This window comes from Peribacillus sp. NPDC096622, from assembly GCF_044762665.1.
GTDB classification, from domain to species: Bacteria; Bacillota; Bacilli; order Bacillales; family DSM-1321; genus Peribacillus; species Peribacillus frigoritolerans_B.
The window spans coordinates 1-15,148 of record NZ_JBIWES010000036.1; the positions used below are offsets into that span (position 1 = coordinate 1).

13 protein-coding genes and 2 pseudogenes are annotated in these 15,148 nt (G+C 39.2%); 12 read left to right on the forward strand and 3 right to left on the reverse strand.

The window, feature by feature from the left end; all coding sequences use genetic code 11:
* Positions 1-346 precede the first annotated feature (346 nt).
* The gene (locus ACIQYG_RS25955) at positions 347-499 is read left to right on the forward strand and encodes a hypothetical protein (RefSeq protein ID WP_402844237.1); all 153 of its coding nucleotides are present in this window, start codon (positions 347-349) and stop codon (positions 497-499) included.
* Positions 500-757: 258 nt separating this feature from the next.
* On the opposite strand, the gene ACIQYG_RS25960 is transcribed toward ACIQYG_RS25955, so the two are convergent.
* On the reverse strand, positions 758-1,213 hold the full coding sequence (locus ACIQYG_RS25960; protein WP_402844239.1) for a MarR family winged helix-turn-helix transcriptional regulator: 456 nt from the start codon (positions 1,211-1,213) through the stop codon (positions 758-760).
* 114 nt (positions 1,214-1,327) lie between these two features.
* Between ACIQYG_RS25960 and ACIQYG_RS25965 the strand changes: the two genes are divergently transcribed.
* The 4 genes from ACIQYG_RS25965 to ACIQYG_RS25980 all read left to right on the forward strand — a co-directional run bounded on the left by ACIQYG_RS25965 (position 1,328) and on the right by ACIQYG_RS25980 (position 6,176).
* Positions 1,328-2,200 (forward strand): SDR family NAD(P)-dependent oxidoreductase, encoded by an 873-nt coding sequence (locus ACIQYG_RS25965; protein ID WP_402844240.1) that lies wholly within the window; start codon positions 1,328-1,330, stop codon positions 2,198-2,200.
* A gap of 1,241 nt (positions 2,201-3,441) precedes the next feature.
* The gene (locus tag ACIQYG_RS25970; RefSeq protein ID WP_402844243.1) at positions 3,442-4,611 is read left to right on the forward strand and encodes an iron-containing alcohol dehydrogenase; all 1,170 of its coding nucleotides are present in this window, start codon (positions 3,442-3,444) and stop codon (positions 4,609-4,611) included.
* Positions 4,612-4,729: 118 nt separating this feature from the next.
* Positions 4,730-5,548: an alpha/beta fold hydrolase gene (locus ACIQYG_RS25975; RefSeq protein ID WP_402844246.1), complete on the forward strand. Its 819-nt coding sequence runs from the start codon at positions 4,730-4,732 to the stop codon at positions 5,546-5,548.
* Positions 5,549-5,609: 61 nt separating this feature from the next.
* Entirely contained in the window at positions 5,610-6,176 is a 567-nt protein-coding gene (locus ACIQYG_RS25980; RefSeq protein ID WP_402844248.1) for a TetR/AcrR family transcriptional regulator, read from the forward strand.
* Between the two features lie 276 nt (positions 6,177-6,452).
* On the opposite strand, the pseudogene ACIQYG_RS25985 reads toward ACIQYG_RS25980, so the two are convergent.
* Positions 6,453-6,647, reverse strand: a pseudogene (locus ACIQYG_RS25985) (IS6 family transposase); the annotation flags it as partial.
* A 144-nt stretch (positions 6,648-6,791) separates the two neighbouring features.
* On the opposite strand from ACIQYG_RS25985, the gene ACIQYG_RS25990 reads away from it, so the two are divergent.
* Positions 6,792-7,736, forward strand: a complete 945-nt coding sequence (locus ACIQYG_RS25990; protein WP_402844251.1) for a DMT family transporter — start codon at positions 6,792-6,794, stop codon at positions 7,734-7,736.
* Between the two features lie 103 nt (positions 7,737-7,839).
* On the forward strand, positions 7,840-8,547 hold the full coding sequence (locus ACIQYG_RS25995) for an IS6 family transposase (RefSeq protein ID WP_402844254.1): 708 nt from the start codon (positions 7,840-7,842) through the stop codon (positions 8,545-8,547).
* A 262-nt stretch (positions 8,548-8,809) separates the two neighbouring features.
* On the opposite strand, the gene ACIQYG_RS26000 is transcribed toward ACIQYG_RS25995, so the two are convergent.
* A complete protein-coding gene (locus ACIQYG_RS26000; RefSeq protein ID WP_402844257.1) occupies positions 8,810-9,268 on the reverse strand; it encodes a MarR family winged helix-turn-helix transcriptional regulator in 459 nt (152 codons plus the stop codon).
* A gap of 157 nt (positions 9,269-9,425) precedes the next feature.
* On the opposite strand from ACIQYG_RS26000, the gene ACIQYG_RS26005 reads away from it, so the two are divergent.
* From ACIQYG_RS26005 to ACIQYG_RS26025, 5 genes and pseudogenes are all read left to right on the forward strand, one after another.
* Complete coding sequence (locus ACIQYG_RS26005) at positions 9,426-10,301, forward strand: SDR family NAD(P)-dependent oxidoreductase (RefSeq protein ID WP_402844268.1); 876 nt, start codon at positions 9,426-9,428, stop codon at positions 10,299-10,301.
* 30 nt (positions 10,302-10,331) lie between these two features.
* Positions 10,332-11,792: a DHA2 family efflux MFS transporter permease subunit gene (locus ACIQYG_RS26010; protein WP_402844260.1), complete on the forward strand. Its 1,461-nt coding sequence runs from the start codon at positions 10,332-10,334 to the stop codon at positions 11,790-11,792.
* Between the two features lie 436 nt (positions 11,793-12,228).
* The gene (locus ACIQYG_RS26015; protein ID WP_402844263.1) at positions 12,229-13,449 is read left to right on the forward strand and encodes a cytochrome P450 family protein; all 1,221 of its coding nucleotides are present in this window, start codon (positions 12,229-12,231) and stop codon (positions 13,447-13,449) included.
* A gap of 40 nt (positions 13,450-13,489) precedes the next feature.
* Positions 13,490-13,627 (forward strand): annotated as a pseudogene (locus ACIQYG_RS26020) (IS6 family transposase); the annotation flags it as partial.
* Positions 13,628-13,896: 269 nt separating this feature from the next.
* The gene (locus ACIQYG_RS26025) at positions 13,897-14,538 is read left to right on the forward strand and encodes a VanZ family protein (RefSeq protein ID WP_402844266.1); all 642 of its coding nucleotides are present in this window, start codon (positions 13,897-13,899) and stop codon (positions 14,536-14,538) included.
* The last annotated feature ends 610 nt before the right edge of the window (positions 14,539-15,148 follow it).

The window sequence follows — 15,148 nt, forward strand, 5'->3', positions numbered from 1 at the left end:
CTGAACCGCCGTATACCGAACGGTATGTACGGTGGTGTGAGAGGTCGGAGGCTAGGCACCTCCTCCTACTCGATTTTATGGAACTATCGGGGCAGGTTAGTGCAATAAGAGGTTCGATGATTATTTTTAAGGATGTAATCTTTCTCAAGAATTACCTACTTAGATATTCACTAATGGCATAAAATAAAAACCTAAACACAAGGTACAGTGGATGTTTTGATTGCGTTGTCAGGAGCTGCTGGCGTAGCATTGTCTGGAATGATTGTGGCAGGTTCAAGTTATCTAACATTATCATTTATTGGAGGAATTTTATACCTATTACTAATTCCAGTGGTGATATGGTCTCGTGGAAGTGAAAAATAAAAAACCATTTGTTTACGAAATCATTATTTTCCTTGTTGAACTAAAAGGTGCAAGAATTGAAGAAGAAAAAAGGTTGCTGAGGCAACCCTTTTTCTTTACCGTTATTCAACTAAAGGGGCAGGTTTATCAAGGATAGATGTTTAATGTTTAGTATAAACTAATTTTAATAGGAATTAGAGCAGCGTGCATTGGCCGGAGTGCTGGTATCAATGATACACCTAAACAACTTGCGCTGGATGAATGAAAGGGGTGTAGAGGGCGTTCTAGAGTCTAGATAAGCATTTAAGTGTCTTGTAAATATATAAATCGAAGAGTAATGTACCATGCTTTAATTTAAATAAACCCTATATTAAGCTACCTTCCTACTAGAGTCCGGGAGGAGGCATTCATCTTATCAATCCTCTTTTTTCTGAATAGAAAGATTTTTAAGCATCTCAATATATTCTTTCAATTGAGAATTAGTTAAACCTGAGATAGTTTCATAAAAGATAGATTCTTTTTCTCTTATTGCTTTTGTAGTTTTTTCATGACCATGTGTGGTCAAGGACAACAATACACCACGACGATCTGTGGAGTGAGGTTCACTCATAACATAACCTCGATTTTTTAGCTGACCAATAAGTCTACTTACAGAGCTTCGATCCATGGCGGTTGATTCAGCTAAAGTGCTTGCGTTAGCAGGACCATGTGAGTATAACCAACGAACAATCAAAAAAGCTGCTGGCTGTAATGTTTCGTCAAATATAGATGCAGTTCTAACATTAAGTGCATGCGCTTCGCTTATCAACGCGTTAAGTTGCTTACCTAAATTTAGTTCAAGTTCTTTTCTAACATCAGAGTGATTACTCATAGTTATCTCCTTCTATTTAAAGTAATTGATATATATCAATTAACTAATTATAGTTGACTTATATCAAATATATTTCGTTTGCCTGTTATATGTCAAGTTTATTGGGGGTTAATAATGTCTGGATATCCTATTGTTGTAATTACCGGGGCTACCAGTGGTATAGGTCAGATTGCAGCAGTTGAAATTGCAAAACTTGGTGCAAAACTAGTATTGACTGCGCGTAATGAAGAGCGAGCAAAAATTGCTGAAAGGTTGATTAAAGAAGTTTCACCAGATACTGAAGTAGATTTCTATTTCGGTGATCTGTCCTTAATGAAAGATACACGACGGATCGGTCTTGAGATAAAAGAAAACTATCCAAAGGTTGATGTACTTATTAATAATGCAGAGATTCACGGTTTTGAACAAAGAATTACATCTGAAGGTTTCGCGGAGATGATAGCTGTAAACTACCTAACACCCTGGTTACTTACAGATTTATTAAAGGAATCTTTAATAAAAGCAGAAAATGGAAAAATCATTAATGTTGCTTCGGAATCATCACGTAATCATGGAAAGCTAAAATTGCCAGATGATTTGATTGATACTTCTCCTTTTACAGCTAAAGGATCATCAGAAGTCTATGGTAAAACAAAACTCTTAAACATAATGTTTACCTATGAGCTTGCACGTCAGTTATCTAATATTAAGGTCACTGCTAACACTCTGAATCCAGGTTTCAATAATACTGGTCTAGGAAGAGATCTCTGGTTTTCTACAATATTAGGGAAAATATTGAAACTTCTAAACATCGGAAATCCTAAAAGGGGTGCTGACCTCATCGTTCGTCTAGCAACTGAACCAAAATTTAATAATATTACGGGTAGATATTTTACAGTAGGAACTGGTGCTGAAATTGAACCAGTATATCCTGGAAATGAAAAGCTTATGCAGCAAAGTTTGTGGAAGATTACAGAAGAATTATTACTAGATTACACAAAAAAATGAAGCTATTTTTAATGATAGATTTTCTCTAATTGGCTTTTTATTAGGATAATTTGTAGTTGTTTTATCAACAATTAGGTTTTGTTGAGCCGTATGAACAAGACATTCCTAAGAAGTTTAAATCAGAAATAAAATATGTTTTCTTATTAAGCTACCATGAAAATTAACTAACGAGTGCTTTAGCTGAAGATCAGAGCTGTCTTTAATGCAGATTTTTTTTTTATGCAATTATCGGGGCAGGATAGTTGAACAACAAAATAAAAAATACCTACTCCAAGCCTTTAAATGGTAATATTCACCTATATGGAGTACAGCCGGGATACGTGTAAAACTAGGTCACATCAATAGATTTTTTACCGAATATTGTTTTTCAGCGATATTTGTAATATAAACGTTCGTTTTTGTTACGCTTTGTATTTGAAAATATGAAATATCCTAACCGTTGAACTAGCTGTAACAAAATACTGTATCAAAAATAATCCGTACCACTATTATTAAAATACCTTTTTGTTACACGATAATCGGATGGTGGAAATAAAAATACACCCTATGACCCAAAATTACCTGTATCTCGGCTTAACCCCAGCGAATGCCCTTGCCTTTTTTTTCGACGCTTGACTCCAAGGCGTAAAAAAGAGTATAGTTATTTCTATAGTGGAATGAATGTTCCAGAAAGAGAGAAACAGGCTTTTTTTGGAAAGGATTTAGGAAGCAACCGTCGAGTCTCAGGGACTCGATTTTTAAAACCCTTTTTTGGAACGATTATTCCCGAATGCGCCAAAGATCTAAAAATCGGATAATATAGGAGGATCATTATTGTGATCAAAGACTAACAACAGCTTCCGGTCATTATGTACCAGTAGGAGGCAACGTAACCTTGTATGTGGAAGATGTCGGCGAAGGGAAGCCGGTTGTGCCTTCCTGTCGGGCAAGCCATGTATGAATACCAAAGAAACGTTCTTCCGTTCAAAGGAATTCGTTACATGGTATTGGGTACAACCGCATGTCGCTGGATACCGATTCCACATTCTATGGTGGCGGTGAGCGAGGCTACACAGATTATCCAAGCATCGATGGAATCGGTGTGGATACTTCGGGGTGATGGGAATCAGAATGCCAATGGCTGATTATGGCCCAATTCGGCCGAAATCCACAGTGGAACTTTTCAATGATTAAAGTATCTTATTACTTTTCATTTAGAAATATGGAAGAAACTTACCAAGGTTTTGAAAGGAGAATCTATTGTGTTAAATTTTGATTTTTATAACCCAACACGGATTGTATTCGGTAAAGATCGACTTCACGAACTTGACAAACTGGTGCCTGCCAATACCAATGTATTAGTTCTATATGGCGGGGGAAGCGTTAAAAAATTCGGGACCCTCGATAAAGTAAAAGAGGCTCTTGGAACACGTAATGTATTTGAATTTGGCGGAATTGAGCCGAACCCCGCTTACGAAACATTGGTAAAAGCAATTGAGCTCGTACGCAAAGAGAACATTGACTTCTTGCTTGCGGTTGGTGGAGGATCCGTTATTGACGGGACGAAATTTGTGGCAGCAGGAGCTCATTTAGAAGGCGATAACTTCTTCGACATATTTAGCGGAGGGCAAGTAAAACCAGCGGAAATTACGAAAGCCGTCCCGTTTGGTGTCGTGTTAACGATACCAGCAACAGGATCCGAAATGAACTTTTACTCCGTCATCAGCCATAGGGGACAAAAGAGCAAACTTCCGTTTTTCAGCGAATTAGTATTCCCGCAGTTCTCCATATTAGATCCGACAATTACGTTTACACTGCCTAAACACCAAGTGGCCAACGGTATTATCGACGCCTTCTCGCATGTATTTGAACAGTATCTGACTTACCCGGTTGATGCGAGGGTGCAAGACCGTATCTCCGAAGGGCTTTTCCAAACCTTGATTGAAGTGGGTCCTCAAACTGTTGATAATCTGCAAGATTACGAAACAAGGGCTAATCTTGTATGGAGTGCGACGTCGGCGCTGAATGGTACCACTGGGGCCGGAGTACCGCAAGATTGGACCTCTCATATGATTGGCCATGAGCTCACGGCGCTTTATGGAATTGATCACGCACAGACTATGGCTGTTGTTATTCCTGCCGTGATGAAGGTGCGCCGTCGACAAAAACACGCTAAATTACTTCAGTATGCCGATCGTGTCTGGAATATTCGCGAAGGCAGCAAGGATGAACGTATTGATGCAGCGATTCGACAAACACAAGATTTTTTTGAAAGCCTAGGGGTAAAAACCCAACTCTCCGATTACGGCCTTGGTGCTGAAAATATTGACGAAATCATTAACCAGTTGGAGTCCCACGGTATGACTGCTCTATCTGAAACAAAGGATGTTACCTTAGATGTAAGCCGCAAAATATTGGAGGCTGCGCTGTAATTTTCCGAGAAGCAACCGTCGAGTCTCAGGGACTCGGTTTTTAAAAACCTTTTTCGGAACGATTATTCCAAAATGCATCAAAAATCTAAAAATCGAATAATATAGGAGGATCATTATTATGACTCAAAGATTAACAACAGCTTCTGGTCATTATGTACCTGTAGGAAGCAACGTAACCTTGTATGTGGAAGATGTCGGTGAAGGGAAGCCGGTTGTGTTCATACATGGCCTTCCTGTTGGGCAAGCCATGTATGAATACCAAAGAAACGTTCTTCCGTTCAAAGGAATTCGTTACATCGGTATTGATTTGAGAGGTTTCGGGAAATCTGACCGTCCGTTCAACGGCTATTCGTACAATCAGTTTGCAGATGACATTCGCCGGGTGTTTGAGCAGCTGGAGATTAAAAATGCGACACTGGTCGGTTTCTCGATGGGCGGGGCTGTTGCGGTGAGATATATGGCAAGACATCAAGGTTATGGCGTTTCCAAGCTGGTACTTGCCTCCGCCGCTACGCCTCTCTTCACGCAAAGACCGGATTATCCTTACGGCTTGCCGGTTGATGTTGTGGAGTCCCTTGTAGAAGCTGCACAGCATGACCGTCCGCAGCTGATTGAAGGCTTCAACAGCTCTTTGTTCCATCAAAAGCCGAGCCAGGCTTTTGTCGACTGGTACAACCGCATGTCGCTGGAGACCGATCCCATAGCTCTTACAATGTCGCTCAAGAGCCTTGCTTATGAAGATTCGCGGGAAGAATTGGCCCAAATTCATGTGCCGGTTCGTATTTTCCAAGGCAAACATGATACAATGCCTTTTGAGCCTCAGATTAACGGATTTCCAGGCGCGGAAGTCATCGTGTTTGAGGAAAGCGGCCATGGACTCGTGTTTGAAGAGAAGGACAAGTTTAACGCCGAGATCCTGAAGTTTGTACAAGCTTAAGTGAAACCGGAGTTCACGCACCTTTTTTGCCGCGTAAGATTGTTTTGAGAAGAGGTGAGTTATGAGCAGAAATAAAAGTTTTGAAATTCCAAAAGTATTGGATCTGGCTATCGACGTGTTTTGGCATAAAGGGTACGAGGGGTGTTCCATGAAGGATCTGGTGGAGCAGCTTGGACTTAGCCGAAGCAGCATTTATGAGACGTTTGGAAGTAAAGAGGACTTGTACCTTCAGGCGTTGGAGCGTTACGACCAGCAATCTAAACAGCAGCTGGCGGCTATCTTGTATGACCAAGGGTCGGCAAAAGAACTTCTGCTGCGCTATTTTCAAGAGGTCATCGAATATACACGCCGCCGAGGCTGCTTTATGGTGAATGCCTCGTTAGAGCTGGCAGCTTCCCGTCCAAAGGTATTTAAGCGGGTCCAAGCCAATATGGCTGAGAATGAGGAAGTCTTTTACCAATTGTTGGAACGTGCGGTACAAACCGGTGAGCTCAAGGGAACCTGGAATTTGAAAGCATTGGCCCAATACCTAGTTAATGTTATGCACGGGATTACGGTGACCACAGTAACGGCGGAACGTGAAATGCTGGATAATATTGTGCGCAGTTCGCTTTTCTTTCTGCCGTGAGGCAGAGCACAAGGGCAAACAAGATAAAGAGCTGTACTTCGACGTGCAGCTCTTTTGTTTTATATAGATGCGTTCAGCTCGCCCTTCTCCCGAGAGGGCAATAGCCGACAATACGAAGGCTGTATCCTAATGAAGTTAATAGTATAATTTCGACTTTCGCGAATTTGTAATCGTACATATCCTTTCTTATTTTTCCTAATCACACCATTAAAAAAAAGCGGTGCTGTTGCAAAGTTTTTTTAAAAGATAGAAAGTTAGGGTTAATACAGTTGAATCTTATGCAATTGTAAGTAATTGTTGTAATTTATTGTACGTTGAAAAAACGGGGTTTGGCTGCAAACCTCGTTTTCGTTTATATATAGCATGAATCGTTTCGATTCCTTTCAAGGTACGCGAAGCATGACGAAGACTTTGAAATCCTGCAGATTTGGCAAAGCGGCATTTTACATGCCTAAAGTCCTGTTCTATGAGATATTACAGATATCATTGGACCAAAATCAAATGTTGATATTCACTTTATTCCCGAAATCCCATACAGCTTTTCTGGAAAAGTAAAGATAAGACAACTTCAAAATATATTAGCATAAAAAAATTGAATAATAGGAGATGATACAAATGAAGAATAATAAATTCATGTTAGGAATTATTATGTGTTTAATAGCGGTACTATCATGGGGAGGAATGTTTCCCATTATGGGGGATGCTTTAAAAATAATGGATCCATTTTACTTTACAGCTTTTCGTTACGTTACCGCTACTGTTGTATTTGTAGTTTTATTACTAGCTATCGAAGGAAAAAAATTTATAAGTCCGGAGGGGAAAAGCGGAAAACTATTATTTTTTGGAACTATGGGGTTTGCAGGGTTTAATTTTCTAGTATTTTTAGGTCAAAAATTGGCTGGGCCATCTGGTGCTGTAGTTGCTTCTATTATGATGGCAGTACAACCACTTCTAGGCGTAATGGTTAACTGGTTAGTAAAACGTGTTAAACCAAGTGGAGTAACATTGACTTGTATGTTCGCATCTTTAATTGGAGTAGTCTTAGTCATTACAAAAGGGGATTTAAGTGTATTATTTTCTGAAGATGCTAATTTATTTGCGGGGCTTTTAATTCTAATCGGTGCTCTTTGCTGGGTAATTTATACAATGGGAGGGGACTATTTCCCAAGTTGGTCACCACTTCGTTATACAACATTAACATCTTTCTTCGGTTCTATTTCTATTGTAATTATCGTAGGTCTAGCTACAGCTTTAGGGTGGTTAAAAATTCCGACTCTTACAATGGTATTTGATGTATCCGGAGCATTATTTTATATGATCTTTATTGCTGGTGTATTAGCAGTATTCTGTTGGAATCTTGGTAATAAAATAATTACACCAATCAATGGAATCTTGTTTATGAATATGGTTCCAATTACTACATTTATTATTTCGATTATTAATGGGTACAACATGCCAACTGTAGAAGTATTAGGTGCATTAATTACCATTGTAAGTTTAATTGTTAATAATATTTATTTACGTAGACAAGCAAAATTACCTGCACTCAAAGCAGCTTAATAAAATATTTTTGGCTCTGGTGCAAAAACTCTAAAGCTCTTGTAAGTAATCTCCTAAACTTGGACATACTGATACTATTACTCTAAAAAAGGTTGTGATTGGTATGGAAAAGGAAAATTTGTTTAAATGGAAGCATTATCAGCCTGATCTTATCTTATTAATAGTAAGATGGTACCTAAGGTACAATCTCAGTTTTCGTGATTTGGTGGAAATGATGGAGGAACGAGGCTTGTTTATTCCTCACACCACCATTATGCGTTGGGTGCATCAATATGGACCCGAATTATACGAAAGAGTACGACGTCATCTTAAGATAACAAATGACTTCTGGAGAGCCGATGAAACATATGTGAAAGTAAAAGGTCAATGGGTGTATTTATATCGCGCAGTCGATTCTAAAGGAAATACCATTGATTTTTATCTAAGTGAATCAAGAGATAAACAAGCAGCCAAGCGCTTTTTTAAGAAAGCCTTGGCTGCTTCTCATATTTGTAAACCTCGTGTTATAACAGTAGACAAGAATCCGGCCTATTCCGTAGCGATTCAAGAGGCAAAAGAAGAGAAACGTATGCCTGAAGGCATACAAATAAGGCAAGTTAAATATCTCAATAATATAGTGGAACAGGTTCACCGTTTCATTAAGAAACGTGTGTGTTCTATGTTAGGATTCAAGTCGTATGAAACAGCCACTTCTATATTGAGTGGTGTTGAAGCCATGCATATGCTGAAAAGAGGACAACTTCACCCACAGACGAAGTCTGCCCAAAATGAAGTTAGATTCATACATAAATTGTTTGGAATTGCATCATAAACTGTCATTGAACAGTCCATATAGGTTCTATGTCTCTATCAAATGTTTTTGCACCAGAACCCAAAAAGCACTGTCAAACAGAGGGTATCCCTCTATCTGACAGGTGCATCCTGATCAGCATCTCCTATTAGCTGAATTCATATTACCATCGGGGACGCAGTTGTCTACATCATATCCATGAAACGCTAGGGTTTGCATAATGGGTAGTGGCGCTGCTGTTTGCAAGTGCTTTTAAGGGGGCCACTACCGCAATATTACGTTCTCATCTGACGAATCCATTAAAGTGTCTGAGCATTTGGATGAAATCATGAAGCTCCGCATCTTTCCAGTTTGAGATTCGCTCAAAAAAAATGGACTCTTTTTCCTTAAGCGCATCAGTTATTTTTTGTTGTCCATACTCGGTAAGAGACAACACAATTCCCCGACCATCATTAGGGGATACCTCTCTGCTCACATACCCCAGAGACTGGAGCTGTTTGACAAGGCGACTGACCGAACTTCGATCCATCGCTGTTGATTCCGCTAAAGCGGCGGCATTAGTTGGACCATAGGAGTACAACCAACGAACGATATGGAAGGCGGCAGGCTGTAAGGAGGAATCAAATTTCGCCGCAGCTCTGACATTCAGGGCATGTGCAGCGCTAATGAGGGCGTTAAGCTGCTCGCCTAACTCAATCTCCAGTTTCTCCCTCGGTTCATTTTTGAATGGATTATACTTCATGCTCACTCACCTTTCTCTAGATCAAAAACAACTCGAATTGATTGACATATGTCAATCAATTCGATATAGTGGATATATGTCAACTATATGTCCTACCTCACCTGTTGTTTGGAATGATTACTTCAAAAAAATTGTATCACATGAAGGAGAAATGACGATGCCTAAAAAAGCAACTGTTGTCATAACAGGTGCCACCAGCGGTCTTGGACAGCTTGTCGCGCTTGAATTGGGAAGCCAAAGTTTTGACCTTGTCTTGACTGCTAGGAGTAAAGAACGTGCTGAAGCTACGAGAAAACAGATTGAGGCAAATACATCATCAGTGAAAATTGATTTTTTTTATGGAGATTTATCGCTATTGAAGGATGTTAAACGAGTTGGCAGTGAAATAGCCGCCGCTTACCCTAAAATTGATGTGCTGTTGAACAATGCGGGAATTCATGCCTTCGAGCCCCGTATCACTCCCGAGGGGCTTCCTGAAATGATTGCTGTCAATTATTTAGCGCCGTGGCTGTTGACACATATGATAAAACCATCTCTGCAGAACGCAGGCAAGGCCAGAGTTGTCAATGTTGCCTCTGAAGCTTCACGCCGTCATGGCGTTTTGAAGCTCCCCGACGATTTAACTGATACAACTCCCTTTACCGCTCGCGGCTCATCCGCCATCTATGGAAAAACCAAATTGTTTAATATTATGTTCACTGCTGAACTGGCAAGACGGTGGGCTGGTATGGGAATCAGCGTAAATTCGCTAAATCCAGGATTTAATGTTACCGGACTAGGACGAGAACTTTGGTTTGCATCTGTATTAGAACGATTGTTGAAAGCCCTTCGTCTTGGAGATCCGCGAAGAGGAGCCGATATTATCACCCGATTGATTGTGAAGCCGGAATATCAAAAAATGACAGGCGGATACTTTAATGTTGGAAATGGAAAATCAATTGAACCAGTGCCGCCCGGGGGAGATGCCGCAATGCAGCAGAAGTTGTGGGAGGCCACAGAGGATTTGCTGGAGCAAAAAGGATTTTTTTCCTAAAATACGGATGAGGAAAGGAGAAGACAAATAATGAGTGGAGAGTTGACTATACACACCGTCAAAAAAGGTCCCCTTCTCTTTATTATGATTCTGGGCACATTTATTACCGTTTTAAATCAAACCATTATGAGCGTGGCGACTCCGGAACTAATCAAGGTTTTTGACATTGCAGCAACGACCGCCCAATGGCTGACAACTGGCTACATGCTGGTCAACGGAGTATTTATTCCCATGACAGCCTATCTTATACAGCGCTTTACAACCCGTGAGCTATTTCTTTCGGCAATGATTGCGTTTCTTGCTGGATCAACCATATCCGGCATCGCGCCTGGCTTCGAAGTGCTGTTAATCGGACGTCTCATACAGGCTGCCGGAGCAGGGATTATTATGCCTTTATTGATGAATGTTGTGCTTACCCTCTTTCCAGCGGAGAAACGGGGAGGAGCTATGGGGTTGATTGGAGTAGCCATCATTTTCGCGCCAGCTGTAGGTCCTACGTATGCCGGATACATGCTGGATCATTTTGCATGGCGCGCGCTGTTCTACGTTATTATTCCGTTCGCCGCCTTGGTTATTCTTCTTGCCTTCTTTTACTTGAAAAATGTGACAGAACGCTCTTATCCCGTGTTGGATGTAACGGGAATGATTTTATCTATACTCGGATTCGGCACCTTATTATACGGCTTCAGCAGAGCGGGCGCCGTTGGCTGGTCGAGTACCGAAGTGATGGCAAGCTTGGCGATAGGCGTACTTTCACTTGTATTATTCTCCATCAGCCAGTTAAGAAGCAACAGTCCCCTGTTGGATTTGAAAGCCTTTAAGTATAACCTGTTCTCGCTAACCACGATCATTAATATAGTCGTGACGGTGGTCATGTATGCGGATATGATGCTGCTTCCGATTTATTTACAGAATATGAGACATTATTCGGCGCTTGATGCCGGAATTCTAATGCTGCCTGGCGCATTGCTTATGGGTCTAATGATGCCGGTAGCAGGCAGTCTCTTCGACCGGTTTGGAGCTAAATGGCTGTCTATCATCGGAATTGTCATCACTATTGTGACCACGATCGGTTTTGTTTCATTAACTTCTTCTACAAGCTATGTGTATCTCTTACTCATGTCCACGTGCAGACGGATCGGGATGGCGCTGTTTTTAATGCCTATTACAACTGCCGGACTAAACCAGCTGCCAGCATCGCTGCACTCTCATGGAACCGCGATTTCCAATACGGTCAAGCAGGTATCAGGTGCGATTGGCACAGCGCTCTTGGTTACCATTCTAACCAGTCGAGCACAGACACATGCCGTGAAGTTGGCAGCGGAAGGAACTATTACTGATCCTGCGCAATTGCTTCAGAAAGCCTCCATCGACGGAATGAATGACGCTTATTTGGCTGTTATTATCTTCGGGATAATAGGGCTAGTCCTGTCCTTCTTTATAACCAAAAACAAGCATGGCGATTTCGCACACCACAAAAGTGCACACTGACAGAATGTACAGAAAAATTGGGCGAACATGAGCACCGGGTTGTACGGTCCAGTCTATCACTTAAGTCCCGCGTTTGTTCTCGGAGTTTCGCCCCCACACGACGAGCCAGCCTTCCCAAAAAAAGTAGGGGAACACATAAAATTCGTCAAACGTAAAGTTAAAAAGAAATCTAAGCTGTTGTTCCACAATTGGGCCATTTTTTTGAGTTACTCCATTAGATAAATACCGAAGTTTCAAGAAGTAGATCATAAGTTAAAGTTAAGCACAACAAAGGTATAGGTTTTTTGATGAAATATAGGTGGTTGTTAAAAATTATTGAGGTGATAAAATACAATAATTTGTACACTCATTAATTATCGGGAAACCACAAAAGTATTAAGAAGGCTTATTAAGGTTAAGATACCTTTTTTGTAATCCATAAAAAGGAGAGAGAAGCATGGAAAAAATGGCATTCGATTTGTATTCATCAGAGTACCAAAATAATCCTTACCCAACATTAGCGTATTATAGAGAGCATGAACCAGTGCATCCATTTATAATCTCCCAGGGAGAATATCAGAGACAAGCGTGGTTAATTACTCGTTATCAGGATGTAATCACTTTATTGAAAGACGAAAAAGTTACAAAAGATGTTATAAATATATTAAAGTCTGATGGAGAACAAACTCAAGAGCAACAGAAAGAATTAGATTTAATTGTGAATAACATGTTATTTAAAGATCCACCTGACCATTCTCGTCTACGAACTTTGGTTCATAAAGTGTTTACACCTAAAATGATTACAGGGCTCCAAAATAGAATCGAACAAATCTCTAGCGAGTTAATAGAAGAAATGAAAAACAAAACAGATGTTGACCTAATAGAGGATTACGCGGTTCCTCTTCCTGTAACCGTTATTTCCGAAATGATGGGTATTGCGGAAGAAGACCGCCATCAATTCCGGGTGTGGTCAAATGCAATTACAAACATTTCAAATGGAGACAATGCTCCAAAATTTCAAGAATCTATTAAACAATTTATTCGATACCTAGAGAAAATAATTGAAAAAAGAAAAAAGAATCCAAGTGATGACATTATTAGTGGGTTAATCATCGCTGAAGAGAATGGTGACATGCTTTCCCATAAAGAACTGTTATCTATGTTATTTTTATTAATTGTCGCAGGGCATGAAACAACCGTGAACTTAATAGGAAATGGAATGCTAGCACTTTTACAGCATCGTGATCAATTAGAAAAGTTGAAAGATCATCCAGAGTATATGAAAACGGCTATAGAAGAGTTTCTTCGCTTTACTAATCCAGTTGAATTTGCCACATCTCGTTATGCAGTAGAAGATTTTATTTTTAGAGATCAGGAAATTAAAAAAGGGGATTTCATATTTCTAGGTTTAGCTGCTGCTAACCGCGATCCCGATCAATTTATAAATCCTAACAAGCTAGATATCACCAGAAATCCAAATAAACACCTAGCCTTCGGAAATGGGATACATTTTTGTTTAGGTGCACCTCTTGCTCGCTTAGAGGGACAGGTTGCTTTCCAACAACTTATTCAAAATTTTCCTGACATTACACTTCGTTCAGATATAGAAATTAAATGGAGACATTCTGAAATTTTTAGAGGGCTGGAGTCATTACCAATTATTTTGTGGAAATTCTGATTATACTAGAGGTACGGCAACGATTTGAAGGGTTTTGTTGCAAAATCTTCGTCATGCTTCACGTACAATTAAAGGTATTGAAACCATTCATGCCCAATATAAACAAAGGCGAAGTCTTCAAAGAGACTCCGCCTTTTCAACGTACAATGAATTTCAACAATTACTAGCTACTTCCTAAACATTGTTCTTCATTTACCAACCTGTTTATGCTTTTTTCAAACTTTGCAACAGAACCACTAGTAATATTTTGAAAGAAAATATAGCTATAATAGAAAGGAAATTCCGTTTATTATAATGATGCACCGAATAGATACATTATTGTAATTGAGCATTCGAGAGATATTCGCATCAAACTGAGGGAGTTTAACAAGATTTTAATACTTGGACAAAGTCATTATAAATAAATGTTAAAATGTTCATATGATTTTGTAAAGAAAGAGGTTCGCTATGTCAAAAAATGTGAAATGGTTTACAATTCTTATTCCTACTTTTTATTTCCTTATCCCGTTAATATTGAAATTTAATTATGATTCTAGTTTTTTACGTATAAAATTCATTGAGCTTTATATCAATTGTATTCCTATAACGGTTTGTATAATATTTTTGATAAAAAAAACGATAGTAAATAATTTTTATAAGTTAGTCGTTCTAACTGCTTTTATTGTGTATTTATGCTCATTACATCAGGTAGTTACCTTTATTCCGGTGTGGCATTATTTGGAAGATCAAGTTATATCTTCAACAACTCCATTGCTAAATTTAGTTCCTTTTAAAACAATTTTAGAATCAGAAATTACACAACTAATGGGTCCTTTATTAATGTTGACCCCATTAGCTTTTGCACTAATGTCTCTTAGCATCTTAACAAGTAAAAAAAAGACTATTATGGTTACAATGCTTATCTCTATTGGGATTGAACTAATTCAATTTATTGAAAATTCTACAGGGTCAGCGTTTTTATTATATGCTCGTTCAACAAACATTGATGATGTCATTCTAAATACCCTTGGAGGTGTGATAGGGGTGTATATCTATCTTTTGTTTAATCATTTTATAAGTAAGGGACAATCTGAAAGGTTGCAAATTTGAACAAACGGGTGCGTTAGCTGAAGATCAGAGCTGTCTTTAAGGTAGCTTTTTCTTTATGGAACTAAAGGGGCAGTTTAGTGAAAGAATAATGTTATAATTTGGATGTGAGGAATTGTGTCTACTTAAACAAACGGAGTGCGTTAGTGAATCAAATTAATGAACTACTGCTACGTGCAGGGGGGTGTAGAGAAAGGAGTTGAAAAGACTTGATAATTTATGCAGAAACCTTACGTACAATTTCCATAGTAATACTTATTATTAGTTCTTCTTTCTATCTTCGGCATTTGGTAAAAACCAAAAAACAAAGGAAACTTTCAGCCTTTGAATTTACAATGTATACAACCATTCCAAATAGCATATATCTTCTTTGCAATTAGTTTATTGATTTCTATATTCGTTAAGTGATTGGGAAGGGTAGAAAAGATTGTGGGATTCTACTTAAACTCCCATGAAAATTAAAAAAGCACAAAATCCAGAAAAAACCACAACAAAATAGACCCAGTAAAAATGCTTTTTAAAAAAAGGCTGAGCCTTATGAGTGATCTGATTGAGTTTGGTCAATCGTTAAACAAAAACCTCCAATTTATAGCAAATTAAGTAGAGGCTAGCG